The organism is Halovibrio sp. HP20-59, assembly GCF_033052795.2.
In the GTDB taxonomy this organism is placed as follows: Bacteria; Pseudomonadota; Gammaproteobacteria; order Pseudomonadales; family Halomonadaceae; genus Vreelandella.
Genome location: NZ_JAWJUW020000024.1, coordinates 1 through 26,725 on the forward strand (window position 1 = coordinate 1; position 26,725 = coordinate 26,725).

Sequence of the window (26,725 nt, forward strand, 5' to 3'; positions counted from 1 at the left end):
CGATCAGGCCGTCTACCAGCGTTCACTCTCGGCGGCTCGATCCTTGCTGATCGCGCAATAAATTGCGCTCCTACAAAACCTAGTGCTCGCACTCAGCCATTGTGGAGCTCGACTTGTCGGGCGATCAGGCTATTTAGTAGCGTTCACCCTCGGCGCTCCGATTCTTGCTGGTCGCCCAATGAATTGGGCTCCTACCAGGCCAGGCGATAGATAGCTGATTCGTTAAGCAGGCGCTTTGGTGTGCTGCGGGCTATGAACGGCGTGTAAGCGCGCGATTAACTGGTCTTCCAGCGCGAAGCGTTCAGTAAGGCCGCGGGCTAAGCGGTCGATCCAGGCAGGCAGGCGGGCAATATTTTGCTCGCAGCTGAGCGTGGAGCCAAAATCGGTATCAAACTCCAATACCATTTCAGTGGACATGTCTAAACGCTCTAGCAACTTCTCCGCGATGACCAGGGCGCCCTCATCGCCAAAGGCCCGTGCCTCTTCCGAAAGCTGGGGGTAAATCTCAAAGTGACCGGCGCTGATGTAATCCATTAGCTTTTCACTAAACGTATCGATGGGCGCTTTGCTCACTGCTTCCAGTTCAGCATCACACGCTTCTTTCAACTCGATAAAGCTGACCAATAGCTGACGACGCTGGTCCAGCCAGCGATCAATTAGGGTATGCACGCCTCCCCAGCGCTCCAGGGCATTTTTACAATCTTCGAGCATGGGGCTTTCTCCTTAAACTCACCTTTAACTACTATTAACCGCTTAGAATAACGAACAGGCTTAGAGTCGCGCCTCCAACTACCGCTGTCAATCCCAGCAAGTACGGTTTCCTTGGTACTAAAAGTTCACTGCCCATAACGCTTTCTTCTATGACTGATAACCAGCGTTCTCTAGCGGCTCATTTTGCCATATTTCTGCGGCTATCGCTGCTCTCATCTTCCGGCCACCATTGCGAGCACAGCCGCAGGCAGGCTATGGCGTATAGAAAACACGCATCGCTTTGATGTAAGACGACACCGCTCACTCGATAGGCTATAACATGGCGTGCTCTAACCTAACAGCGACCAAATAGTCGCCGCTTTTGTTGTTCTAAACGATAGATTTCAGCAAGATGACGTACGTCAGGAAATGCGGCAAGGGTTAATTAAAACAAGGAACATACCATGAAACAGATAACGCGCTTGGGCCTTGGCCTACTGCTCTCCTCAAGCCTGGTCACCGCTCACGCTGATGACGTCAAAATTGGCATGATCACCACCCTGTCTGGAGGCGGTTCGCACTTGGGTGTGGACGTTCGCGATGGCTTTATGCTGGCGCTCGAGCAGTCGGGCCGGGACGATGTGGAAGTTCTGATCCAGGATGACGCTAGACGCCCGGATCTGGCTCGCAGCTTATCTAATGAGTTTATGCAGCGAGATGAAGTCGATATTCTGACCGGGATTATCTGGTCGAACCTGGCGATGGCTGTTGTACCGTCAGTAGTGCGTCAGGGGACCTTCTATCTCTCGCCTAATGCAGGGCCTTCCGATTTAGCCGGAAGGATGTGCCACGAGAACTACTTCAATGTGGCTTACCAGAACGACAACCTACATGGCGCGATGGGTGCTTATATGCGTGAAGAGGGGTACGAGCGCCCGATCATTATGGCGCCCAACTACCCTGCCGGCACCGACGCCTTAGCAGGCTTCAAGCACCTTTATGAAGGCGAAGTCGTCGGCGAGCTTTACACCCAAATGGGCCAGACCGATTACGCCGCTGAAATTGCCCAGATTCGCGATAGCGATGCCGACAGCCTGTTCTTCTTCTTACCCGGCGGTATGGGTATTTCGTTTATGAAACAGTGGGAGAGTTCCGGTGTTGATATGCCGCTCTTTGGCGCCGCCTTCTCCTTTGATGAAATTCTTATCAAAGCCGTAGGCAGTGCAGCGATTGGCGCACGCAATACCTCGCTATGGGCATATGACCTGGAAAACGAAGCCAATGACCGCTTTGTAGAGGGCTTCCAGGCCGCCTATGACCGCATGCCAACGCTGTATGCGGCGCAAGGTTATGACACCGCCAATTTGATCCTTAGCGCACTTGAAACCGCCCATCCTGATGACAAAGACGCCTTCCGCGAAGCGCTGCGGGCCGCCGACTTTGACAGCGTGCGCGGCGAGTTCCGTTTTGGCCCCAACCAGCACCCCATCCAGGATATCTACGTGCGTGAAGTCGTAGAGGGCGACGATGGTGAGCCCACCAATCGCCTGATGGGTATCGCTGTTGAGGATATTCAAGACGTCTACTTTGAGCAGTGCCAGATGTAAGCTCGCCTCGGCTGGGTGTATTCACCCAGCCTTTATTCTCTTACCGCGCTAAGGATACCTACCGTGTCGGTTACTCTGCTGATTGAGCAATTACTTAACGGCGTGCAGCTGGGCACGATGCTGTTTCTGATGGCTAGCGGCCTTACGCTGGTGTTTGGGGTCATGGGGTTAATCAATCTCGCCCATGGCTCCTTTTATATGGTGGGTGCCTACGCCACGGCGACGGTGACGGCTTCGTCAGGCTCTTTTTTATTGGGATTGGGCGCCGGTATAGCGGCGGCGGCCTCGGTGGGTGCATTAGTCGAACTACTGGTGATACGCAGGCTTTATCACCGCCCCCACCTTGACCAGGTACTGGCCACTTTTGCGCTTATTCTGATTTTTTCAGAAGGCACACGCTGGATCTTCGGCTCATCACCTTTATGGCTGAGCCCACCCTCTTGGCTAACCGGGTTCGTTACTCTGCCGGGAGATACCCGCTACCCCATCTACCGGCTTATGCTGATTGGCGTGGGTATCGCTATTTCGATTGCCCTCTACCTGCTTATCTCGCGAACGCGGTTAGGCATGCGCATTCGGGCAGGCGAAAGCGACCGCGAAATGATTGGGGCGCTGGGGATCAATATTTCAAAACTCTATACGCTGGTGTTTGCCTTAGGTGCAGGGCTTGCCGGCTTAGCCGGGGCTTTGGTGGGCGCGCTGCAGTCGGTGCAGGTGGGCATGGGGGAGCCGGTGCTGATTCTGGCCTTTGTCGTCATAGTGATTGGCGGTATTGGTTCGATTAAAGGCGCGCTGCTTGGCGCGCTACTGGTGGGGATTGTCGATACCTTGGGTAGGGTCTATTTGCCCATCTTCTTTCAAACGTTCATGCCGCCTTCAGAGGCAACGGGGGTCGGCTCAGCGCTGGCCGCGATGCTGATCTATATCCTTATGGCCCTCATCCTCGCATTTAAGCCCAAGGGGCTGTTCTCTGCTCATGACTAACAATACTTCCACGTCTAATGGCGCTTCCCTGTCTAATAGTGCTTCGCCGGGCACCACTGCCGACTCTGCGTTAGCGACCAGGCCGGATAGCCACTTTGACCGTAAAGGCTTGGTTCAGATGGCTCTGCTCGGCCTGCTGTTACTGCTACCGATGGCGGCTTACTTCTCAGGCCAAATTTATTACGTCAATTTGGCCTCGCGTATCACCATTATTGCCATGGCGGCCGTTGGCCTTAATTTAGCCATTGGCTATGGCGGTATGGTGAGTTTTGGCCACGCCGCCTATTTTGGTCTGGGCGGCTACATAGCGGGCATCAGCGCCTTCCACGCCTTCGATTTAACACCGTTTATGAGCTGGCCATTCACCGTGCCGGGCAGCGATAGCATGCTAGTGGTGTGGCTGGTCGCTGTTCTGCTGAGTGCACTGCTGGCGCTGGCCATTGGCGCTATTTCATTGCGTACTACGGGGGTCTATTTCATTATGATCACCCTCGCCTTCGCGCAGATGATTTACTACTTTGCCAACTCCTGGCCAACCTACGGCGGCCAGGATGGCCTGCCCATTTATATTCGCAATACGCTACCGCTAGTCGATAGCAGTAATGCGCTTACTTACTTTCTAATCTGCTTCGCTGGGCTTGTGCTGGCGATGGCCATCACCTCGCGACTGATGAAATCGCGTTTTGGTGCCGCCTTGACCATGGCGCGCCTCAACGATGTACGCTTGGCGACAGCGGGGATCAACCCCTACCCTATTCGCCTAGTGGCGTTTGTTATTTCGGCAGCAATTACCGGGCTGGCAGGCGCGCTCTATGCCGATCTGAATGGTTTTGTTAGCCCGTCAATGCTCAGTTGGCACTTCTCTGGTGAGCTCATGGTAATCGTCATTTTAGGCGGCGTGGGGCGGCTATATGGCCCCCTGGCCGGCGCGGTGCTGTTTGTGATGATGGAGACACTGCTAGGCGGTATCACCGAATACTGGCAGCTTTTCCTGGGGCTAGTGCTGCTTGGAGTGGTGCTGTTTGCCAAGCACGGTGTGCTGGGATGGCTCGCCGGGAGGGAACGCAATGAGTGAGAGCGTCCTTTCACTGCAAAATCTGCATAAGCGCTTTGGCGCACTCCAGGCGACCAACGATGTCTCACTGGATCTTCAGCCAGGGGAAATTCACGCCCTGATTGGCCCCAACGGCGCGGGAAAGTCGACCCTGATCGGCCAAATCGCCGGCAATATACGCCCTGATGAAGGGAGCGTTTACTTAGCAGGCCGGGAGATCACCAGCATGAGTGTCGCCCAGCGGGCACGGCTAGGGTTGGGGCGTAGCTTTCAGGTCTCCTCATTGGCCGAGCCACTATCGGTAATGCGCAATGTGATGATGGGGATTCAAGCGCTGCAGAGTCACAGCTTTCGCTTCTGGAAGCCCGTCGCCCGCGACCAGCACCTGCTTGCGCCTGCTTATCAGGCGCTAGAGCGTATGCAGCTTAGCCACCGTGCCTGGACACCTGTGTTTAAGCTTTCTCACGGCGAGCGCCGCCAAGTAGAAGTGGCCTGTGCCCTGGCGCTCAAGCCCCGCGCCCTGCTGCTGGACGAACCCATGGCAGGCTTGGGTCCAGAGGGCTCGGCAAAACTGACTGAGCTGCTTGAAGCGCTAAAACGGGAAGTGCCCATTCTACTCATTGAGCACGATATGGAAGCGGTGTTTCGTCTCGCTGATCGTATTTCGGTGCTGGTATCCGGTAGCATTATCGCCCATGGCGACAGTCACGCGATTAAGCAGGATCCGCGCGTTCGCGAAGCCTACCTGGGAGATTCAGATGCTTAAAGTGACCGATATTGAAACCTTTTATGGCCCCTCCCAGGCGCTATTTGGTGTCAACCTTGAAGTCAACGCCGGAGAATTGGTCGCCCTAATGGGGCGTAACGGCATGGGCAAAACCACCACCATCCGCTCGATATTTGGCCTGACCCCGGCCAGCCGCGGCCGCATTGAGTTTGAATCTCAAAACCTGCGCCGCCTGCCTGCTTATCGGATCGCCAAAGCGGGGTTGGGCTTGGTACCCGAGGGTCGCCGCTGCTTTCCCAACTTATCGGTGCGCGAAAACCTGCTGGTGACGGCACGCCCAGGCGAGTGGACACTGCAGAAAGTAGCAACGCTATTTCCCCGCTTAGCGGAGCGCCACGCGCAAATGGCTAACACCCTCTCCGGCGGTGAGCAGCAGATGCTGGCCATTGGCCGTGCGCTAATGACCAATCCACGCCTGCTGGTACTGGATGAAGCCACCGAAGGCTTGGCGCCGGTTATCCGACAAGAGATCTGGCGGGCGATTCGCCTACTCAAGGAGCAAGGCCAGGCGACGCTGCTGGTGGATAAGTCGTTAAGCGAAATTCTGCCCATCGCTGACCGTTGCACTATCTTGGAGAAGGGTCGCAGCGTGTGGGAGGGTAAGCCAGAGGCGCTGGATGGCACTATTAGAGACCGCTATCTGGGCGTTTAGGTGGTCACGCGTGAAACGCTTCGATCCATTCGACAAAGCAGCCATCGTCGAGATAGTGCTCAAGAATCGAGAAATGATCGACATCGGGAAGCAGCTGCTGGGTCACATGCTGGCCCTGATCTCTTAAATGTTCGGTCAAATGCTCAGCATAGCGACTCATCTGCCGCTCGAACTCCTCTGACTCCAGGCCCCCTGCTACCAGTGTTACAGGCGCCGGCACTCGACGCGGCAGCCATACGGGGCTGAACTCCTGAACATCGCGCCCGCTAAGCTGGAGCTTGGGTTGCAGCCACGACCAGGGAAAAGGCCGAAGATCGTAAAGACCACTGATACACAGCGCGCCGCGAATCAGTTGGTTGGGTAAACCGAAAGTGCCTTCCCAGTCCGTCGACATGAGCATCGCGCATAGATGCCCACCTGCCGAATGCCCCGAAATACTCAGCTGCCCAGGATTAACGCCTAATTCAGCGGCATGCTTGTATACGTAGGCCACTGCGGCCTGGCTCTGCCGCACAACCTCACTAAAGCGCACCTGCGGGCAGAGCGCGTAGTTGACCACCGCCACGGTGATACCGGCTTTCACCAAATCATCGACGATAAAGCTAAGTTCGCGATGGCTTAGCGAACGCCAGTAACCGCCGTGGAAAAACACATGCAGCGGTGCGTTAGGCGTATCGGCATGAAAGATGTCCATGCGCTCGGCAAGCATTGGGCCATAGCGCAAATCAAGACTTATTTTGTGATTGGCACTGTGGCGCGCCCGTGACGCCTCACTGCGCTGACGCCACTCCTTTACCAACACCACTGGATCTCGACCGAGCATTGGGTCGTAGGCGCGATCGATCTCTTCTTGGGTCGCAAAGTGTTGATAAAGCACGCCACATTCCTTTAAAGCGACTGCTTACGTATTGATAACCACAGCATACGCAGCGGGGCAATCGCCAAAATAGCGAAGCCGATCAGCGTCCAAGCGGGTAGCGAGAGGCCCAGCAGGGAGAAATCGATATTGGCGCACTCGCCTGAACCGGTTAACACCATGGCCACTACGTCCTGCATGGGCAAGATATCCATCATGTAATCAAGCCCTGGGCCACAGGTTGGCACTTCATCGGCGGGCAGGCCTTGTAGCCAAACGTGGCGTCCAGCAATAAACGCCCCAGCGCCCACTGCGATGAGTGAAAGCCCCCCGTAAATGGCTTTACCCAACCGCCCTGCCGGGGCATGAATCGCCGCAATAGCGAACACAATGCCCGCTGCGATGACCGCGACGCGCTGAAAGATGCACAGCGGGCAAGGTTCAAAGCCGCCGATGTGTTCAAGACCTAGCGCCACTGCCATCATCAAAATGCAGAAGGCTAAACCTGCCAGGGCAATCGAACGAAAAGAGTAGCTCATCATTGACCAGCCTCAGATGGTAACGGCGATAAAGCGCGGGATTCACGTGCTTTTGCAAAATAACCCTGCAAGAACTCAGCGAATGTCTCTTGGTCAGCGGCTTCAATATCATGTTGCTGCTGGTGCGAGGTCTCAATCAGTTGGGCAAGCAATGCTTCTCGACTGCGCTGCATAGGCTCGGCTTTCAACTGCGCGGCCTGCTCTTTGGCCAAGCTAAGCATCAAATTACTCAGCGAACCGCCGTGGTCGTTTAACCGTTCAAGCACCTGGGCGGAAGGCGTCAGCGATGGGTCGGCAAGACGTGGCGCTAGGCTTGCCAGCGCATCCGCGTGAGGGCTACCTTCTTCGACAGCATCCAACAGACGAGCCACTTCGCCCATTTCGGCGAACACCTGCTCACCCCACTCGCGAACCGAGGTGGATTCGCCGTGGTTGATTAGCATGAGTTCAGGATCACGGCCGCGCTCCACCACCCAGCGGCGGTTATCGTCCAAGCGGTCACACTCTTCATCGGAGATCCACGGGCTGTCGCTGAGCAGGCACCACATCAAAAAGGTATCCACAAAACGCATCTGGTCTTCAGTAACGCCCAGGGGGTCGAAGGGATTTAAATCCAAACAGCGTACTTCGATGTACTCCACGCCGCGGGCTTCGAGGGCTTGGCTGGGCGTTTCGTTGTGTTTGGCAACCCGCTTGGGGCGAATGTCGCTGTAGTACTCGTTTTCGATCTGGAGAATATTAGCGTTCAGTTGGCGCCACTCGCCGTCCTCATTGACGCCCATTTTTTCATAGTCCGGCCATGGTGAAGAAATGGCGTGACGCAGAGTGTTGACGTAATTAGACAGCGAGTTAAAACAGATTTTAAGCTGCGATTGAACTTTGTTCTGATAGCCCAGATCCGACATCCGCAGAGTCGTCGCATAAGGAGCAAAGTAAGTATCGTCGCTGAGTGACTGAAGCTTTTCAGGCACTTTGCCATTAGGCAAAAAGCTTTTATCAATTGCCGGTGAAGCGCCAAACAAATACAGCAGTAGCCAGCTATGGCGGCGAAAATGACGGATCATGCCGAAATAGCGGGTGGAGCGGTAATCGTTGAAAGGGATATTGGTAGCTTTTTCCAACTCGCGCAAGGCGTGCCACATATCATCCGGCAGTGACATATTGTAGTGAACGCCTGCAATCGCCTGCATGATGCGACCGTAGCGCATGTCCAGCCCTTTGCGGTAAATATGCTTCATGGTACCTACATTGGAGCTGCCGTAGTCGGCAATCGGCACGCTGTCATTGCCGAACAGCCTGGACGGCATGCTACCCGGCCAGATCCATTCGTTTTGCAAATGGTGATAGGTAAAGGTGTGCAGGTCCGATAAAAAGCACAACGCCTCTTTAGGTTCCGAGTAAACCGGTGTGATGTACTCTAACAGCGACTCTGAATAGTCCGTAGTAATATGCGGATGGGTTAATTTAGAGCCTAGCGCGTGCGGGTGCGGTGTTTGCGCAATGTGGCCATTGGCATCGACACGCAGCCCCTCTTTTTCAAGCCCACGCCGCAGGCGGCCCAAGCGGCCTAAGCGCGCGCTGGGGATAAGACGCTCGACTTGCGCAGTCAGCGCGGATGGCACAGTGAGTGGTTCAGGCAAGGTGAACACTCCTTGTCAGTAAAGCCCGCCAAAAGCGGGCCTTGGTGTTGTCAGGTGGCATTGCCATCATCGCTGTTTAGAAAAATAGACGACAGGATATGGCGGCAACGATCGTTTTTACAAGACACGTTCGCTTCCAAGGCGCGCGACTATTTGCCGCCACGCGCTTTTAACAAGGCAGCGCCTAATGCACCCATGGGTTCTGGCGCTTCTGTTGGTTTGGCGCTGTTACCCTGACGCCGAGACGGCTTGCGAGTCGCATTCTGCTGATTATTTGACGAGCCATTCTTGGCATCGCTTTCAGCCTCTGGCTCATCATCAAGACGCATTGATAGGCCAACACGCTTACGGGGAATATCTACGTTCATCACTTTGACGGTGACAATATCACCCGCCTTCACCACGCTACGCGGGTCGTCGATAAAGCGATCCGATAGCGCCGAGATATGTACCAAACCGTCTTGATGGACGCCGATATCTACAAAGGCGCCGAAGTGCGTCACATTGGTCACGGTACCCTCAAGCACCATACCAAGCTTGAGATCTTTCAGTGTTTCGACCCCTTCACGGAACTCGGCGGCTTTAAACTCCGGGCGCGGGTCTCGGCCGGGCTTATCCAGCTCTTTCAAAATGTCAGTGACTGTGGGCACACCAAAACGTTCATCGGCAAGGTCAGCGGGCTTTAAGGCTTTTAATGCGGTGCTATCGCCAATCAAGCCGCGTACTTCACGACCGCTCTGCTTGGCGATGCGCTCCACCAACGGATAGGCTTCCGGGTGAACGGCGCTGGCATCCAAAGGGTTGTCGGCGTTGTGAATACGCAAAAAACCCGCGCACTGCTCAAAGGTTTTTGCCCCTAGGCGGCTCACTTCTAACAGCTCTTTACGGCTTTTGAAGGCGCCTTTGACATTGCGCTGAGCAATGATATTTTCGGCCAGCGCAGCACTCAGACCGGCTACCCGTGAAAGCAGTGCGCTGGAGGCGGTATTAAGATCGACGCCCACAGCGTTAACACAGTCCTCAATCACGACTTCAAGGCTACGCGACAGCTGCACTTGAGAGACATCGTGCTGGTACTGGCCCACGCCAATCGATTTGGGCTCGATTTTAACCAGCTCGGCCAGCGGATCCTGCAAGCGACGACCAATCGAGACAGCACCGCGCACGGTGACATCGAGATCCGGCATTTCCCGTGAGGCATATTCAGAAGCGGAGTAGACCGAAGCGCCCGCTTCAGAGACCATCACTTTGGTTAACCGTTGCGCTGGTGCCAGGGCTTTAAGCAGTTCACCCGCCAGTTTATCGGTTTCGCGGCTGGCAGTACCGTTGCCCACCGCAATCAGCTCGACACCGTGCTGTTTCACCAGCTTAGCCAGCACGCTCAAGGCTTCATTCCACTGGTTTTGCGGCGCATGGGGGTAAATAGTGGTGTGATCGACAAATTGCCCGGTGGCATCGATCACCGCGACTTTACAGCCGGTGCGCTGGCCAGGGTCAATGGCAAGGGTGACTTTCTGCCCCGCAGGAGCGGCCAGCAGCAGGTCTTTTAGATTAGCCGCAAATACGTCAATGGCGGTGAACTCAGCCTGTTCGCGTAGGCGACCCAGCAGCTCGGTCTCCAGTGCTGTATAGAGCTTCACCCGCCAGGTCCAGCGGACGACTTCGGCTAACCACTTATCCGCCGGGCGGCCCTGGTCGCTGATACTGAACTGCTTGGCAATCGCCAGTTGGGCGGGGTGAATGGGGGCTTCGTCTTCGCCAGGTAGACGGATCGACAGGCTCAACACACCTTCGTTACGCGCCCTGAACATTGCGAGTGCGCGGTGGGATGGCGCTTTGGCGAGTTTCTCGTCATGCTCGAAGTAGTCGGAGAACTTAGCGCCCTCCTGCTGCTTGCCATCCAGCACCCGGGCGCTGAGCTCGCCCTCTTGCCACAGCCGTTCACGCAGTTGGCCGATGAGCTCGGGGTCTTCGGCGAAGCGCTCCATCAAAATCTGCTTGGCGCCATCCAGGGCGGCCTTGGCATCTTCAATGGCTGGAATATCGCCTTCTGCTGGGCGGAGATAATTTTCCGCTTCGCTTTGTGGATTGAGCGTTGGGTCGGCAAGCAGCGCATCCGCCAGCGGCTCAAGCCCTGCTTCGCGAGCAATTTGCGCTTTGGTGCGGCGTTTTTTCTTAAACGGCAGGTACAAGTCTTCCAGCCGCTGCTTGGTCTCGGCGGCGTCAATGCTGGATTTCAGCGGTCCGTCCAGCTTGCCCTGCTCATCAATGGTGGCAAGTACCGCAGCGCGGCGCTCTTCCAGCTCGCGAAGATAACGCAGACGCTCATCTAGCTGGCGCAGCTGGATATCGTCCAGTGCGCCGGTAACTTCTTTACGGTAACGGGCAATAAACGGCACGGTGGCGCCGCCGTCCAGCAGTTCCACCGTGGCGGCGACCTGTTCGGGTCTTACGCTTAGCTCAGTGGCCAGGCGGGAAATAATACGCTGATTGACATCCATAAATTGCAACTAACTCATGCAGCATTTTTTAGTGCCAACAAGGTATCACAAACACGCCACGGCTGGCATGGCCTTAAGAATAGCCCCGAGATTGCTTCGCTTCGCACGCAATGACATCCCACCTGTTGGCAAGCTAACGGCGCCAGCCTCGGTCATCCCAAAACGGCCGATGTGATTCGCGCTGAACGGCTTCGCGGCTAATGCCAATATCTTTCAGCATATCGTCGCTCAATTGGCGCAACGCATAGCGCTCGCGACGCAACTGCCGCCAGCGATAAAGTCTTTCCCGCCAAGTCACTTTGTTAACACACGGTTCCGCCTGCTGACGCTGCGCGTTTTGATGGCATGCAACTGAACGCTCCATCTCAACCTCCTTATAGCCGCTTAAAACGGCATAGCAAATAAGTGTTGTAAGGAGTATTGAACAGCGACTAAGATCAATCCAACGAATACTTCTGATACGAAACATCAACAAGATTGATACCTATGGCTATGCTACCCACGATTGATCATGAGTTATTACGCACCTTTGTCGCGGTTATCGATCAAGGCGGCTTCACGCGCGCCGCCCAGACGGTGAACCGCACCCAATCGGCCGTCAGTATGCAGATGAAACGCCTGGAAGAGGACGTTATTGAGCGCCCGCTGTTTGTGCGTCAAAACCGCCAGCTGTTGTTGACCAGCGAAGGGCATACGCTGCTTGGCTACGCGCGCAAAATTCTATCGCTGCAGGGTGAAGCGCTAACACTTCTGCGCCAACCCGACATGGTGGGTCGGGTACGCCTGGGCGTACCGGATGACTATGTCATGCGCTTTCTGCCCGGCATTCTGAAAACCTTTTCCCAAGCCTGGCCTCTGGTGGATGTAGACGTGCACTGCGCGCCCTCTTCTGTGCTCTCCCAGCAGCCACAAGGCAGCCTGGACCTGATTATTATGACGCGAGAGATAGGCGATGAGATTGGCACCATCTTAAGGCGGGAAGCCACGGTGTGGGTCTCGGCTGAGAGTCACAGCACCCATTTACAAACACCGGTACCGCTTGCCCTGTTTGAAGCGCCGTGTTTTTGTCGTCGTCATGCCTGCAATGCGCTTGATCGTGCTGGCCAAGCTTACCGGGTCGCTTATAGCAGCCCCAGTTTGGCGACGTTGCAGGCGGTGGTGGGGGCCGGGTTGGCAGTCTCTGCTTGGATGCGTAGTTTAGTCACTGCCGATATGCAGATATTGGGCGCAAAGGAGGGCTTCCCCGAGTTACCGGAAGCGTCCATCATTTTACAGCGCACTTCCTCCACCCAGTCACCGATTATCGAAAGCTTGGCCGAGCATATCGTTGAAGGGTTTAGGCTTTAATCTATGCCCGTTCTGGTGCTTTGGGTTCCACTGCAATTTACAGCGCTTATTAATCAACGCACGCTTTTGCCGCTGCGGAAACAGCTTGGCCAGCTCAACAGCGAGCAATTTGCAATTCGTCTTCAGTAATTGAAGCTCCTCAGCACTCTAAATATCTCCCGATTTGCCATCACTCTGAGAGCAGCATTTTTTTAGCAAATCACTGCTGAGTTCCATAATCTGTAAGACATCGCTTAAAATTTTGTAAGCGATGTCTTGCAAACGTGTAAGAGATCCCTGTCACTTGTCCTCCAGGCCTTGTTCTCTGGCCCCGGCTCGCTACCCTAATCGTTTCTCATTAGCAGATAACGATCCAAGGAGCGGTACGTGGCGGATAATACAGGCCTACAATTTACCCTGACCCTACCCGGGGCCGATGACACCGCCGTGGTGCGCTTTACCCATCGTGAAGCGCTGTCCGAGCCGTTTACCCTCTCCGTTGAGTTTGCCAGCCGCACCCACGACCTGTCGCCCAGCGACTGCTTGGATCAAAACGCCACGCTGACCATTTGGCAGGACGGCGAGCCGCTGCGCCGCGTGCATGGGATAATTTCAGAGCTTCACCGCGGCGATAGGGGGCACCGGCGCAGCTTCTATCGGGCGGAGATTCGTCCCGCGCTGTGGCGGCTATCGCTGCGCCATAATTCGCGTATCTTTCAGGACACCTCGCCTTTTGACGCCATCACCACCTTAGCCCGCGAACGCAGCCTCACCGATATCGGCTTTGCCACCACCCGCACGCCTCTGGATCGCGAGTTTCTGGTTCAGTACCGGGAGACCGATCTGGCCTTTATTGAGCGCTTAGCCGCCGAAGAGGGCTGTTTCTATTTTCATCTGTTTGATGAAAAAGGCGAGAACGCCGAAGGTGGCAAGCACCAGTTGGTGTTTGCCGATGCCACGGTGGTGCTGCCCAGCGTAGGCGAGCGCACCTACCACGGCCGCGCCGGGGGCACGCCGCCCCGACGCCACCTGCGTAAATTGCGTCAGGCCAGCCGCGTGCGCCCCGCCTCGGCGATGCTTAAAGATTACACCTTTAAAAACCCCGCCTACGCCCAGATCCACGAGCACCAAGCCCCCAACCTGGGCGAGCACGCCCAGGGGGAGGATTACGAGCACTTTGATTACCCTGGCCGCTATAAGAAGGACGCCTCCGGCAAGCCCTTTACCCGCCACCGCTTAGAATCCCTGCGTGCCGATGCCACCACCGCCGAAGCGGAAAGTGATTTACCCGAGCTCGCCCCGGGCATCTGCTTTACCCTCACCGACCACGATATCGATAGCCTTAACCAAGCGTGGCAGGTGGTCTCGGTGGTGCACCACGGCGAGCAACCCCAGGCCCTGGAAGAGGACGGTATGGCGCGGGGAAACAATGGCAGCAGTGCTACCTCGGCGCAAGCAGGCGAGCTGATGACCCGTTACCACAATGAGGTGGTGATCATGCCCCGGGATCAGACTTTCCGCCCAGTGCCCAACCCCAAGCCGCGGGTCGATGGCCCCCAGGTGGCCTTTGTGGTCGGCCCCGAAGGCGAAGAGATCTACTGCGACGAACACGGCCGGGTCAAGGTGCAGTTTCCCTGGGATCGTTATGCCGAACCCAACGAGACGGCGAGCTGCTGGGTACGGGTCGCCCAGGGCTGGGCAGGCGGTGGCTACGGCAGCATGGCGATTCCCCGGATCGGCCACGAGGTCATTGTCTCGTTTTTAGAGGGCGACCCCGATCAACCGCTAATCACCGGGCGCACCTACCACGCGGTGAACACGCCACCTTATCCGCTGCCCGCCAACAAAACCCGTACGGTGATCCGTACCCAGAGCCATAAGTCGGAAGGCTTTAACGAACTGCGCTTTGAGGACGCCACTGGCGAAGAGCAGATCTGGCTGCATGCCCAAAAAGACCTGGAGCTACTCACCCTTAACGACCGCACGGAAGAGATCAAACGCGACAGCCACCTCAAGGTGCACAACGACCGCATCAGCGAGATCGACAACGACGATCATCATACCGTACACCGCCACCGCTTTGAGCACACCGAAGGCGCCCAGCATTTAAGCGTGGAAGGCACCCTGCATATGCGTGCCGGAGAGGCTTGGTTAAGCGAAAGTGGCCAGGAACTGCACATCAAATCGGGCCAAAAAGCGATCCTCGAAGCCGACGGCGAAATCACCCTAAAAGCCGGGGGCAACTTTATCAAGATTAATGCCAGCGGCATCACCATCGTCGGCCCTCAAGTCAAAATTAACGCTGGTGGCAGCCCTGGTAATGGTGCCGGGCAAGCGACAGAAAGCCCGCTACTACCAGGGCATGCAATGGCGGAGGTGCCTGAAGCAATACCGCCCACCTCGCTGCCCAAGCTTAGGGATTACCAACTGAGTGAAGCAGTCATTATGCCGATTTGCGGCAAGATGAGTAACACCCAATGCTCCCGTGAGGATTGCCCATGCCCGGTTGGTTAAGCAACATTAGCGAGCGTAGCCGCCGGGTTGATCGTCCAGAAGGGAGCTTAAAGCACGGTCAAACGGTTTATGTCGTACTCGACCAGCGTCGTTCGCCGGATCAGTGTAGGTCACTGCTATCCCTTTCCGGCAAGCGCGACTTTCTAGCGCTGTTTGCGGGTACGCCGCTGTCACCTCTGTTGGAAGCCAGCCCCTGGCTACTGGATATTGAAGTAGGCAGTGAAGCTTGGCATTACGCCAAAATGCTCTGCCAGCAGCGTTTGGGATGGGTGTGCCAACCGCTGCCCAATGAAACGCTGTACAGCACTGCTGATTGTTTACAGTCACTCTTCATGCTTGATGATCCGCACGGCGGAAAATCATTGATCAATCTTCAGCAGCCTGCGGCCTGGATCGCACTGCTCGCCAGTGCTCCCGTCAGCATTTACTCACACTGGTTAAAATCTCTGCATCAAGTGGCAACCCCCACTCCTCAGGGCCAGTGGCTGGTGTGGCAGACCGATGAGCCCTTCTCTGCAACACCAGAGCAATGGCAACTTAGCGCCGAAATGGAAGCGGCATTGAAGGAAAGCCAACAGGCGTGGTGGTTGAGTGATACCACCAAAACCCCCTTGGAAGAGTTGCCAAGAGACTGGCTGGAAAGGCTAAAAAAATGTGCGGGATGCGGCATTAAACGCGGACGTGATCTGATGCGCTTACTTGCAGCAATACAACACGCTGATGAGTCAATATGGATGCAGCATGAAGACATACTTCACGATCAAAGATTAACTACCAAGCAGCGTGTTAGTGCGATGGAGAGCTTAGCATGACGTCGAACGGGCCAAACAACGCCATTAATTTAGATGAATTTAATTTAGAACCTTATTTAGGCGAGGTGCCCGACGAAGAGCCCTTGATGTGTGTCGCCAAGCAGTGGGCTGACATTATTTACCTCACCGGCACAGGCGACTTCTGGCTATTAACCCAAGACGTTGCTGATTCGCTGCACGAAGCCTCTGACGAATTAGCTGACTGGGTACTAACCGAAGATCCAGAACAGCGCATACGTCATTTGGCAGAAGATGCAGGCCTCATCGAGTGTTTTTTACCTGCCCGCCCGGAAAACTTCCTCAATGACAGTGAACGACAAAGCGCCAAGGAAAAGCTGGAACGTTTAGCCGAGCTGTTGAATGCGGACAAAACCGAAGAGGAGGAAGAAATCGATGCCGGCCAGCGGGTCAGTGAACACCGCCCGCTCATGGAAAATGGCTGGATGTGGATTTCTCCGCTTATTGTATCCGGCTCCTATGCCTGGGATCGGCTCACTCGCCCTGAAGAAACACGCTTGATCTCGGAACTGCATAGTCTTTATCAAACAGGCACCGATAAAGCTAAAGAGGCTGGCTACGTACTGGATGGCGGTCGCTATTACGGCGCCTGGGAAGAAGAAATAGAGAAAGCGCTGGAGACTTATCGTCAATGCCGAGAGAAATTCATCCGCGAGAAGGTCTCCGTAGAAAACCCTGGTGAGTTCCTTTCCGTGAGTGAGGCGCTAACGGAATATCAAGCTTTCTTAGAAGATTGCGAATCCATGACGCCCAAAGACTCATCCCGTTGCGAGGTGATTAGAGATTACTTCCAGGCGTCAGCCGAGCAATTAGACGCAGATGTCTCTGCGTACCAAATGAGCATTCTCACCCTGGCAACCCTAGGCGTCGCAACACCTGAGTGGGCATTGGCCGATGTGACGACGACCAGTATGCAGGGGCGGCTCGAACCGGGTGTCAACGGTTTTGATTACTACAACCGTACGCTTAAACAAGCGGTTGATATTTTCAAAGATGTTGAGGATGAACTATCCGAATGGGCCACGGCCACGGCCCGTAGAGCTCAGCTTCCGATGCATTTATTCGAGGAAGAGCGAACAGAGTTTCAACGCCTAACCAACCAACTAGATGCGCTTTACGAGGCCGCCGAGCAGCAGGTAGCACGCATGGTTCCCCAGCGAGTGCTTTACTGGCAGGCAGATATAGAAGACCAGCGGCATGCGCTTGGCTACGAACGACAATCCATTGATGTATTGGTGCGCAATGACTTCCCGCTAAGGGAGTTTAGCTCCCCAATGGGGCGACGCTCTCTCAGTCATGTCAGCTTGCGGCACTTAATGCGCGACATGCCCGATAGCGAGCGTAGCAACGTAGAAAGGCACCTTGAGCAAGATGGCGTTCTGCCTGCCACGTTGTGGCAAGCCAACGAAACGGCCCTTTCCAGTTGGCTTGCACGGCGAGGCTGCGAACGCATTTTGCGACACACCGAATGGTTTGAAGAGCCACTAGGCTTTTTCCTACCCGACCAACTGTATGCCACCCTTTCAGCTCGGGGCCATGTCGTCGAGTCGTTGCAGGATGAGGGGGCCAAAGCTGACTGGAAAGACACCCTCGAAAAAATCATTTTCACCGGTCCCAGCCGAGAAAAACTACGCCTGTTTGATGCCAGCGCCCAGGCGCAAATGCTCCGTTTGGTGGGCATGCCACATACGGAGCTAAATGAGGCATTGGGGGTTCACTTTGAAGAACCCGTCACGCTCATCGAACGCAATGCCACGCTGGAAGTGTTTAAGCTAGAGGAAACGAAGACAACCTCTGGGGTGAATGCCGCTAGCAGCGCGAAGCGAAACAGTGAAGTGGGCAGGCAGCGCAATATGGGCGGCCCTCACGATCAGCGCTGGCAAAGCACCCGTGATCCCAACGCTAGAGGAACGAAGGTCAGTGGAGGCGTGAACCATCAGCTCTCCATCAAAGGCACGTACAATCTGGCACGGGGTGAAATCAGCTTGGGGACGTTTAACTTACCCGAAGAAGCCGACGCCCAGCCCTATTATGCCGTCTTGCAAGAAAACGACGGCGAACGACGCAACTTAGGTCGTTATTCATTACAGGTAACCGCTGTCGCTAAAGGGTTTGCGGGTGCCTCACTCGCGCTTACTGCTCAAACGGGGCTGAGCTTTGACCATAAAGGCGTCAAAATAACCGGGACAGAGTGGGCCAAGCGGGAAGCTGAAGGCGGCGCACTTAAGGCATTTGCCGGCGCTACGCTGGGGGTGCAGACCGCCTGCTCGTTACGCTGGAAGCCACCAATGGATATTACCCGCCAGCTACCTCAGCTGGCCGACCAGGATTGGCTAACCCTAAGCACTCAGCGAAACGACCTGGAGGCGTGGCGTTCACTGGGCAAAGCGATATTGGGGCTGGAGGCCAACGGCGGCATTGGTACCGAATTGGGTATGCGGTTGGGCCTTCATCAAGGCAAGTTTATTGCGTATGTTCGCGCCAAACTGGTTGCCGGGGTAGGCGTTGGCGGACAACTCGCGATTGAACTAGACCCGCGGCAGCTTAATCTCTGGATGATGATGCTGAGCCAGGCTCTGCGCGACAATGACTACGGATTTGTCGACTGGGTAGATGCTGACGCCTTTGAAGGCTTTAGCCACCTCTCCTATCTGGCCACCACCACCCTGCTGGATGTGAGCCTACTGGCCGCCCGAGGCATCGACGGTGTTAAACGCTTATACGAGCTAATGACCCAGAGCGACCGAGCGGTGATGGTGGCGTATGTCATTGTTAATCGTACAGGCACGGATAGGAAGAAACTGGCCTCATGGTTGCAGCACCTTCCACCTGAAGCATTGGGGCCGCTCCTGAATACACTGATTACCTCTCCCGGTTGGTTTTTCCCTACCGTCGACATCGATGGAGATAAAATTGATAGAGGGCGGGCCACCGATCTACAGCAAATCGCGATTGCCCTGTGTGTGGAGTGGCTGGAGCAAGGATATTTGGACAATCGCTACAGCCGAGAGGCCGCTGAGCATCTGTTCGAGCGCGCCGTGGCAAGAATGTCCCAAACAGGTCAGCTTGATAGTTATTCTTCCTGGGTGGAGGCCTACTGCCATAATCGCGAAGAGTTGGATGAGTTTATGAAGCGCACCGGGGAAGGGAGTAGGGATACAGTAAATGCGAAGTCAAAGTACCACCAAATTGCTCGCCGATTAGGGACTGATATTGAGGAATATCGTGAGACTTATTCCACGAGTCGTGGCACACGGGTTCGCTAACGTGAAAATTAAAAAGGTACTGTTCGTTATGTTGTTTAAAAAAAGCGTGCTTGCAGCGCTCTTAATGTGGTCAATTAATGGCTGGGCGCTACCTGCCGATATCCAGGCCGCCAAAGAGGAAGGTATGCGCCTCTATGGCCTTGGCATATCGGTAGAAACCATTCCATATTTGGAACCCGCAGCAGAAGCGGGTGATGTGGAAGCGATGTACTATCTGGCTGAAGTACATCGCTTGCGTCATATGGGCTTAACGACTGAAGCCATGGAGTGGTACTTAAAGGCCGCCGAACAAGGCGATCCCTATGCCATGCTTCGCTTATTTCAAGGCGGTGCATGCATTGGGGGCGAGTGCCCTGAAGGCAGTGACGACTGGCGCGAAGCCGCATTGGACATCACCCTGCCCAAAGCCGAAGCCGGTGACCCGGAGGCTATGCTGGCCATGTACTACATCTACGCCAATCTCGATGCCTCACGATTGAACACTGTTTACAATTTTCTGGGCATTCCCACCCGTGCAAGCAAGTGGCTAAAGCGGGCTGCCGAAGCAGGACTTCCCGAAGCCCAAACCAGATGGGGGCGCCATATTATGAACGGACGAGGCTGGTATTTTACGAAAAGCCGCCGCCTGGACGCCGCCGAAAGCTGGTTTAGTCGTGCGGCTGAACAAGGTTATGTGCCAGCCATGGAGCAAATGGAGCGTGTCAATAGAGAGCAACAAGACTTCGAAACTAGCTGGCGATGGATGGTACAAGCATCAAACAATGGTAGTTACGAAGGACGCCTAGGTGTTGGCTGGTGTTATCTTGATACAGATTTTGCACCCGATCAAAATTGTACGAATGAAGAAGACCGAATTAAAGGCTGGGCAATTCTTTATGCCATGTCCCAGGAACTAGGTGGTAATAGTACACCTAGCAGTATTATGAATCGGAATCAGGATAAGTTGGATGAAAATGAACGCCAGGAGGCTGAGGCATTAGCGGAATCCGAATGGATAGGTCGGCAGCCACCTATCTCTAAATTTCCACGCCGCTTTGGTTTCTGAGTAGAGATATGGCAAAAGCAACGCGTTTGCTATTCGTATTCTGGCTACCGCTAATGTGGTCATTTAATAGCTGGGCGCTGCCAGCGGACATCCAGGCCGCCAAAGATGAAGGTATGCGCCTCTATGGCCTTGGCATATCGGTAGAAACCATTCCATATTTGGAACCCGCAGCAGAAGCGGGTGATGTGGAAGCGATGTACTACCTGGCTGAAGTACATCGCTTGCGTCATATGGGCTTAACGACTGAAGCCATGGAGTGGTATTTAAAGGCTGCCGAACAAGGCGATCCCTATGCCATGCTTCGCTTATTTCAAGGCGGCGCCTGTATCGTCGGCGACAGATGCCCCGAGGGCAGCGATGATTGGCAAGAAAAAGGCTGGCGTGAAGCCGCGCTGGAAATCACCCAACCCAAAGCCGAAGCCGGTGACCCGGAGGCCATGCTGGCGATGTACTACATCTACGCCAACCTCGAGACCTCTTGGGTAACCTCTGTGTACAATTTGCTGGGCATCCCCACCCGCGCAAGCAAGTGGCTGAAACGTGCCGCCGAAGCCGGGCTTCCCGAAGCCCAAAACACGTGGGGCCGCCGAATCATGGGCGGACGAGGCTGGTATTTTACGAAAAGTCGTCGCTTGGACGCTGCCGAAAGCTGGTTTAGCCGTGCGGCTGAGCAGGGTTATGTACCCGCCATGGAGCAGATGGAACGTGTCAATAGAGAGCAACAAGACTTCGAAACTAGCTGGCGATGGATGGTACAAGCATCAGATAACGGAAGTTATAGTAACCGATTTGGTTTAGGCTGGTGTTACCTTGATCCGTCCTATCCCCCCGATCAACGTTGTATCAATGAAGAAGATCCCATTAAAGGATGGGCAATACTTTATGCCCTATCACATGAACTGGGTGGCGATAATGCTCCAAGCAGCCTTATGAGTCGAAACCAAGATAAGTTGGATGAAAATGAACGCCAGGAGGCGGAAGCGGAAGCGGAATGGATAGGTCGGCAGCCACCTATCTCTAAATTTCCACGCCGCTTTGGTTTCTGAGTAGAGATATGGCAAAAGCAACGCGTTTGCTATTCGTATTCTGGCTACCGCTAATGTGGTCATTTAATGGCTGGGCGCTACCCGCGGATATTCAGGCTGCCAAAGATGAAGGCATGCGCTTATGGGGTATTTCGGAATGGATAGAAATTGCAGCCTTACCTAGAGCAGTCTGCCGCAGCCGGTGGTGCCTCGCGGGTTGTGGGTTGGTAGAGGCAGGAACGGTCTAGCTGTGAAAGGCTGGTCAGCCCTAGCAGGGCCATATTACGCTCAATTTCACGCTGTAAGAGATCGGCGACATGCTCTACCCCAGCCTGCCCCGCGCAAGCGGCGGCGTAGTTGAAGGGACGCCCTATAAAGACAAAATCAGCCCCCAATGCCAGCGCCTTGATCACGTCGGTGCCTCGCCGGAAGCCACTGTCGATCATAATCGGAATATCGCTGACGCGTCGCTTTATCTCGGGCAGCACCTGAAGCGGAGAGATGGTGCAGTCCAACTGGCGAGCGCCGTGGTTGGAAAGAATAATCCCATCAACCCCTGCCTGCTGAGCACGCACTGCGTCTTCCGGGTTTAATACCCCTTTGACGATCAAGGTGTCGGGCCATAGGCGCCGCACCAAATCGAGATACCCCCAGTCAAAATGGCGCCGCCCTGAAAAATCCCGCGCGGCTTGGCGGGAGATAACCGGCGCGCCCCGCTCGGCATAGTTATTTTCGAAATGCGGCATGCCTTGCTTCCACAAGGTGCGCAGAAAGGTATTACACAGCCAGCCCGGGCGCATCACCCCATCGAAGACTAGGCGCAAACTTGGCTCCAGCGGGGAAGAAAACCCCGAACGGCGAAGGTTTTCCGGGTTAGGAGGCACTGGGTAATCGAGCGTGACAACGAGTTTCTTGAAGCCGGCCCGCTGAATACGCGCGAGCAGTGCTTCGATACCTTCCGGCGTACCCGGCAGGTACGCCTGGAACCAGTCAGCGCCCGCCACCTTGGCCACCTCTTCCATGGGGACCAACGAGGAACCACTCATGATCATCGGCAGGTTGCGCGTCGCTGCTGCCCGCGCCAGCACTAAGTCGCCCTGGTAAGCCGACAGCGCACTGATCCCCATGGGGGCGATACCAAATGGGACTGTGTAGCGCTTGCCATAAAGCTCGGTGTGCAGATCAATCTGAGCCACATTGACAAACGCTTTGGGTAAAAAATGGTACTCATCAAAAGCGCTTACGTTCGCGCGCTGGGTCCGCCCATCCTCAGCAACATGGTCGATATAGCCAAAAATTGGCCGGGGCAATTTGCGCCGCGCCAGCCGCTCAACATCGTGTAGGTTATGGATGCTAGCGAGCTTTTTTTGAGTGCCCATATGTTGAGACCATAGCTTTTGAAGCCATCGCTTTTGAGAATGTGCCTTTGGAGAACATGGCTTTTGAGAATGTGGCTGTTGGGAAGAATGTGTCACGCAATGCTCCTAATGATTATTTTTCTTTTCTCACCCTTCACATTTAAACAGGCACGAACCTTAAGGCAACACCGTTATTACACCAACGCAGGCCGGTGGGATCAGGGCCGTCTTCAAATACGTGGCCTTGGTGACCGTTGCAGCGGGCACAGTGGTATTCGGTGCGAGGCCATATCATTTTGAAATCGAGCTCAGTGAGTAAATGCCCTTCCATATGCTCGAAAAAGCTAGGCCAGCCGGTGCCAGAGTCGTACTTCATTTCACTCGTGAACAGCAAAAGATCACAGCCTGCGCAGCGGTACTCGCCCTCTCGCGACTCCTCATCCAGCGGGCTTGAAAAGGCGGGCTCAGTGCCATTTTCGCGCAGCACTTCAAAGGCTTCTTCAGAAAGCCGTTCACGCCACTCGGCTTCGCTAAGCTCAAGTTTCTCCAATCCGGGCGCGGCTTCTAGATCAAGCCGTGGAAAGCCAAACGAGAGTCCTGGTAAAGCCCCTACAACACCGGTTAGTCCTGCCAGGCCTAAAAATTGACGTCGTTTCATCAGTGTCGATCTCCCAATCATCAGCAAGGGTCGTATTGACGTGCTGCCGCGCCAATAAAAATGGGACAGCGCCGTGGCACTGTCCCATTTCTGACTACTTAACGTTGCTTATGTTCGGCTACTGGCTTGGGCGTGATGGTTTTCAAACCCACTGAGTTTACGCCAGCTGGGGCCCCGCCTTAATGATCGCTTCGCTAACGCCTTCAAATTTCTTGAAATTATCGACGAACTTGGATGCGAGTTCTTTAAGGTGGCGGTCATAGGCAGCGCGGTCTTGCCAGGTTCCGCGGGGATCAAGCAGGCTAGCGTCGACGCCCGGCACCGTGACCGGCACTTGCAGATTAAGGCCGTCGATGTGCTTGGTCTCAATCTCGCGCAGCACGCCTGACTGAATTGCGCTGATAATGGCACGCGTGGTCGGAATCGAGAAACGAGCGCCGCCTTCACCGTAAGCGCCGCCGGTCCAACCAGTATTGACCAAGTACACTTGGGCATCCTGTTTTTCCACACGCTTAATCAGTAGATCCGCGTACTCGCGGGCGGGGCGCGGGAAAAACGGTGCACCAAAGCAGGTAGAGAACGTTGCTGCCAAGCCTTCGGAAGAACCCATTTCGGTAGAGCCGACTTTCGCAGTGTAGCCCGACAGGAAGTGGTAAGCCGCAGCTTCTTTAGACAACACGGAAACCGGAGGCAATACGCCGGACATATCGCAGGTCAAAAACACGATGGCGTTCGGCTCACCAGCACGGTTTTCCGCTACGCGCTTTTCAACGTGCTCTAAGGGGTAAGCAGCGCGCGAGTTCTGGGTGAGGCTATCGTCGGCATAATTTGGCTCACGACGATCATCAAGAAGAACGTTTTCCAGCACGGTGCCAAACTTGATGGCATTCCAGATAACCGGCTCGTTCTTCTCAGAGAGGTCGATACACTTGGCGTAGCAGCCGCCTTCCATATTGAACACGGTACCATCGCCCCAGCCGTGCTCGTCGTCGCCAATCAAGAAGCGCGCTTGATCAGCTGATAAGGTGGTTTTACCCGTGCCAGAAAGGCCGAAGAACAAGCAAGTCTCGCCGTCTTCACCCACATTGGCAGAGCAGTGCATGGGCAGCACGTCGGCGGCCGGCAGCAGGAAGTTTTGTACTGAGAACATGGCCTTTTTCATTTCGCCAGCGTAGCGCATACCGGCGATCAGCACTTTTTGCTCGGCAAAATTAAGAATCACACAGCCGTCGGAATTCGTGCCATCGCGAGAGGGATCACACGCAAAGCCTGGCGCATTGAGAATCGTCCACTCGTCTTTAACTGCGGGGTTATAAGCCTCAGGACGCACGAACATGGTACGTCCAAACAGATTCTGCCAAGCGGTTTCAGTGGTCACGCGAACCGGTAAATAGTGCGTTGGGTCACTGCCCACATGCAGCTCGGAAACGAAATTTTCTTGGCTAAGCAGGTAATCATCTACACGGTTCCACAGAGCCGTAAACTTGTTGCCATCAAAGGGCTGGTTGACGCTACCCCAGTCGATTTGGCCGCTCGTGGAGGGTTCGTCGACGATGAAACGATCTTTCGGTGAACGCCCGGTGCGTAAGCCCGTGTTTACTACCAGAGCACCGTTGGCCGACAGGCGGCCTTCGCCACGTACCACGGCGCGCTCGATCAGTTCGGCGCTGCTGAGATTGACGTGGGCTTGGGGAGCGGCTTGAGTCGTGGTCATGTCGATTCCTGGGTATCTAATTTACCGGGCGTCACCGACGCCTTTAAAATTCATCCTAGCCACTGCAAAACGGGCTAGGTGCGCTGAAGTCCGCGCATTATGGCAAAAAGAAAGCCCCCGGGAAACGGGGGCGAAGAGCAAATATCTTGTAGTTAAACTACTACATAACCACTACATTTTGTGTTGCAGCGCAGTAAAAATTAAAACAGTCGTTTGCCTGAAACTTTGAATCCATTGAATCCACAAGCCCTCCTAGCAGCGCACCAGTCAGCACGAGCAGGCAGCTTCGACTACACCGTTAATGAATTGTCGGCGACGGCGCCTCGGGGTCGTCTAATAAAATTTCAATATCGGCCGCTGTGTAGTGATATTTCGTGTGACAAAAGTGGCATTGGGTCTCAATCGACCCTTGTTCGCGCAAAATATCCCGCAACTCTTCTTTGCCCAACGATTGCAGCGCGTAGCTCATCCGCTCACGCGAGCAGGTGCAGCCAAAGCGCAGCGCCTTGGGCTCAAAGACACGCACGGTTTCTTCATGGTAGAGGCGGTAAAGCACTTCACGCTGTTCAAGGCCGAGCAGCTCTTCGGTTTTAATCGTATCGGCTAACTGTACACTGCGGTCCCAGGCATCGACGTCTTGGTTTTGCGACGCTTCCGGCAGGCGCTGCAGCAGTAAGCCGCCCGCCCGCTCGCCGTTTGCTGCCAGCCATAGCCGAGTCGGCAGCTGTTCGGATTGGCTGAAGTAAGCCTCCAAACAGCCACTCAAGGAGTCTTGGTCGAGGGCCACGATGCCTTGATAGCGGTTCCCCTCGCGTGGGTCGAGGGTAATCACGATTTGACCTTCACCCACTAGCTCGCGGAAGCTTGCGTGTTCACTGGGCAGCGCGGCCTCTTCGCCAATGCGCGCAATGGCACGCAGTTCGCCGCCGGGGTTTGACTCGGCCATTAACAGTGAAAGCACGCCTTTTCCACGCACCTCGATACTTAAGGTGCCATCCAGCTTGACGGTATCGGTTAGCAACGCCACGGCGGCAAGTAGTTCGCCTAACAGCTCATTCACTGCAGGCGGGTAAGCATGGCGATCCAACACTTCGTGGTAGGCAGCCGCTAGGGTGACGATTTCACCACGCACATTGGTGTGATCGAACATAAAGCGCTGAATCTGATCGGACATAATTTGGCAACCTAAGTGTTTTCAGAAAGTGGCTATTTAAGACAGCGGGTACTTAAGACAGCGAGCATTTAAGGACGGCTAACGTTTAACGGGGCTTTAATAGCGTGAGGCTACTCGCCTTGATGGCGCTGGAAACGCTGGATATCGCGACGCTGCTTTTTGTCAGGGCGCTTGAGTGGGTGCTGCATAACCTCGTTATTGAGCCGCCGGGCTTCTGTCTCTTTAGCCCGGCGCTGGATACTCTCCGGCGTTTCTGCATAGAGCGCGCGGGCTTCTGGCGCGCCGCGCCGTTGATCAGAAAGCGATACCACTTCCACTTCATAAATATCCCAACCCTGAGGCACACGAATAAGCGCGCCTAGCTCAACCTGCTTGCTGGTTTTAGCTCGGGTACCGTCGTATTGCACTTTGCCACCTTCAATGGCTTTCTTGGCCAGTGCGCGAGTCTTGAAAAAGCGCGCGGCCCACAGCCATTTATCTAAGCGGACACTCTCACTCATTGACG

Annotated in this window: 22 protein-coding genes; 11 read left to right on the forward strand and 11 right to left on the reverse strand. The window is 55.1% G+C overall.

What is annotated here, in order from left to right:
- Positions 1-222 precede the first annotated feature (222 nt).
- Positions 223-711, reverse strand: coding sequence for a sigma D regulator (gene rsd / locus RZA33_RS17800; protein WP_317509049.1), 489 nt, complete (start codon positions 709-711; stop codon positions 223-225).
- Between the two features lie 443 nt (positions 712-1,154).
- On the opposite strand from rsd, the gene RZA33_RS17805 reads away from it, so the two are divergent.
- The 5 genes from RZA33_RS17805 (at position 1,155) to RZA33_RS17825 (ending at position 5,774) form a co-directional block, all read left to right on the forward strand.
- Complete coding sequence (locus RZA33_RS17805; RefSeq protein ID WP_317509050.1) at positions 1,155-2,297, forward strand: ABC transporter substrate-binding protein; 1,143 nt, start codon at positions 1,155-1,157, stop codon at positions 2,295-2,297.
- 63 nt (positions 2,298-2,360) lie between these two features.
- Positions 2,361-3,281 (forward strand): branched-chain amino acid ABC transporter permease, encoded by a 921-nt coding sequence (locus RZA33_RS17810; RefSeq protein WP_317509051.1) that lies wholly within the window; start codon positions 2,361-2,363, stop codon positions 3,279-3,281.
- Positions 3,274-4,356: a branched-chain amino acid ABC transporter permease gene (locus tag RZA33_RS17815; protein WP_317509052.1), complete on the forward strand. Its 1,083-nt coding sequence runs from the start codon at positions 3,274-3,276 to the stop codon at positions 4,354-4,356. Before RZA33_RS17810 ends, RZA33_RS17815 begins: the two co-directional genes overlap by 8 nt.
- Positions 4,349-5,101 carry an ABC transporter ATP-binding protein gene (locus RZA33_RS17820; RefSeq protein WP_317509053.1) on the forward strand — a complete coding sequence of 251 codons (753 nt, stop codon included), beginning with the start codon at positions 4,349-4,351 and terminating at the stop codon, positions 5,099-5,101. The genes RZA33_RS17815 and RZA33_RS17820 overlap by 8 nt, the downstream gene beginning before the upstream one ends.
- Positions 5,094-5,774: an ABC transporter ATP-binding protein gene (locus RZA33_RS17825; RefSeq protein WP_317509054.1), complete on the forward strand. Its 681-nt coding sequence runs from the start codon at positions 5,094-5,096 to the stop codon at positions 5,772-5,774. Before RZA33_RS17820 ends, RZA33_RS17825 begins: the two co-directional genes overlap by 8 nt.
- Positions 5,775-5,778: 4 nt before the next feature.
- On the opposite strand, the gene RZA33_RS17830 is transcribed toward RZA33_RS17825, so the two are convergent.
- The 5 genes from RZA33_RS17830 to RZA33_RS17850 all read right to left on the reverse strand — a co-directional run bounded on the left by RZA33_RS17830 (position 5,779) and on the right by RZA33_RS17850 (position 11,674).
- The gene (locus tag RZA33_RS17830; RefSeq protein WP_317509055.1) at positions 5,779-6,651 is read right to left on the reverse strand and encodes an alpha/beta hydrolase; all 873 of its coding nucleotides are present in this window, start codon (positions 6,649-6,651) and stop codon (positions 5,779-5,781) included.
- Between the two features lie 11 nt (positions 6,652-6,662).
- Positions 6,663-7,172 carry a disulfide bond formation protein B gene (locus RZA33_RS17835; protein ID WP_317509056.1) on the reverse strand — a complete coding sequence of 170 codons (510 nt, stop codon included), beginning with the start codon at positions 7,170-7,172 and terminating at the stop codon, positions 6,663-6,665.
- The gene (gene gshA / locus RZA33_RS17840; RefSeq protein ID WP_317509057.1) at positions 7,169-8,809 is read right to left on the reverse strand and encodes a glutamate--cysteine ligase; all 1,641 of its coding nucleotides are present in this window, start codon (positions 8,807-8,809) and stop codon (positions 7,169-7,171) included. Before gshA ends, RZA33_RS17835 begins: the two co-directional genes overlap by 4 nt.
- Positions 8,810-8,958: 149 nt before the next feature.
- A complete protein-coding gene (locus tag RZA33_RS17845; RefSeq protein WP_317509058.1) occupies positions 8,959-11,310 on the reverse strand; it encodes a Tex family protein in 2,352 nt (783 codons plus the stop codon).
- 133 nt (positions 11,311-11,443) lie between these two features.
- Positions 11,444-11,674, reverse strand: a complete 231-nt coding sequence (locus RZA33_RS17850) for a DUF1127 domain-containing protein (protein WP_317509059.1) — start codon at positions 11,672-11,674, stop codon at positions 11,444-11,446.
- 122 nt (positions 11,675-11,796) lie between these two features.
- Here RZA33_RS17850 and RZA33_RS17855 point away from each other — a divergent pair, with 122 nt between their 5' ends.
- The 6 genes from RZA33_RS17855 to RZA33_RS17880 all read left to right on the forward strand — a co-directional run bounded on the left by RZA33_RS17855 (position 11,797) and on the right by RZA33_RS17880 (position 21,337).
- On the forward strand, positions 11,797-12,657 hold the full coding sequence (locus RZA33_RS17855) for a LysR substrate-binding domain-containing protein (protein WP_317509060.1): 861 nt from the start codon (positions 11,797-11,799) through the stop codon (positions 12,655-12,657).
- A gap of 366 nt (positions 12,658-13,023) precedes the next feature.
- On the forward strand, positions 13,024-15,150 hold the full coding sequence (locus RZA33_RS17860; protein ID WP_317509061.1) for a type VI secretion system Vgr family protein: 2,127 nt from the start codon (positions 13,024-13,026) through the stop codon (positions 15,148-15,150).
- On the forward strand, positions 15,135-15,962 hold the full coding sequence (locus RZA33_RS17865; protein WP_317509062.1) for a DUF4123 domain-containing protein: 828 nt from the start codon (positions 15,135-15,137) through the stop codon (positions 15,960-15,962). The genes RZA33_RS17860 and RZA33_RS17865 overlap by 16 nt, the downstream gene beginning before the upstream one ends.
- Positions 15,959-19,246 (forward strand): hypothetical protein, encoded by a 3,288-nt coding sequence (locus tag RZA33_RS17870; protein ID WP_317509063.1) that lies wholly within the window; start codon positions 15,959-15,961, stop codon positions 19,244-19,246. Before RZA33_RS17865 ends, RZA33_RS17870 begins: the two co-directional genes overlap by 4 nt.
- Before the next feature lie 28 nt (positions 19,247-19,274).
- A complete protein-coding gene (locus RZA33_RS17875; protein ID WP_317509064.1) occupies positions 19,275-20,291 on the forward strand; it encodes a tetratricopeptide repeat protein in 1,017 nt (338 codons plus the stop codon).
- Between the two features lie 8 nt (positions 20,292-20,299).
- Positions 20,300-21,337 (forward strand): tetratricopeptide repeat protein, encoded by a 1,038-nt coding sequence (locus RZA33_RS17880; protein ID WP_317509065.1) that lies wholly within the window; start codon positions 20,300-20,302, stop codon positions 21,335-21,337.
- Positions 21,338-21,492: 155 nt separating this feature from the next.
- Here RZA33_RS17880 and RZA33_RS17885 read toward each other — a convergent pair whose 3' ends face one another.
- The 5 genes from RZA33_RS17885 to hslR form a co-directional block, all read right to left on the reverse strand.
- The gene (locus tag RZA33_RS17885; protein ID WP_317509066.1) at positions 21,493-22,695 is read right to left on the reverse strand and encodes an alpha-hydroxy acid oxidase; all 1,203 of its coding nucleotides are present in this window, start codon (positions 22,693-22,695) and stop codon (positions 21,493-21,495) included.
- Positions 22,696-22,834: 139 nt separating this feature from the next.
- Positions 22,835-23,332, reverse strand: a complete 498-nt coding sequence (gene msrB, locus RZA33_RS17890; protein WP_317509067.1) for a peptide-methionine (R)-S-oxide reductase MsrB — start codon at positions 23,330-23,332, stop codon at positions 22,835-22,837.
- Between the two features lie 157 nt (positions 23,333-23,489).
- Positions 23,490-25,046 (reverse strand): phosphoenolpyruvate carboxykinase, encoded by a 1,557-nt coding sequence (locus RZA33_RS17895; RefSeq protein ID WP_317509068.1) that lies wholly within the window; start codon positions 25,044-25,046, stop codon positions 23,490-23,492.
- A 298-nt stretch (positions 25,047-25,344) separates the two neighbouring features.
- Complete coding sequence (hslO, locus tag RZA33_RS17900; RefSeq protein WP_317509069.1) at positions 25,345-26,220, reverse strand: Hsp33 family molecular chaperone HslO; 876 nt, start codon at positions 26,218-26,220, stop codon at positions 25,345-25,347.
- A gap of 110 nt (positions 26,221-26,330) precedes the next feature.
- Complete coding sequence (gene hslR / locus RZA33_RS17905; RefSeq protein WP_317509071.1) at positions 26,331-26,720, reverse strand: ribosome-associated heat shock protein Hsp15; 390 nt, start codon at positions 26,718-26,720, stop codon at positions 26,331-26,333.
- Between the last annotated feature and the right edge of the window lie 5 nt (positions 26,721-26,725).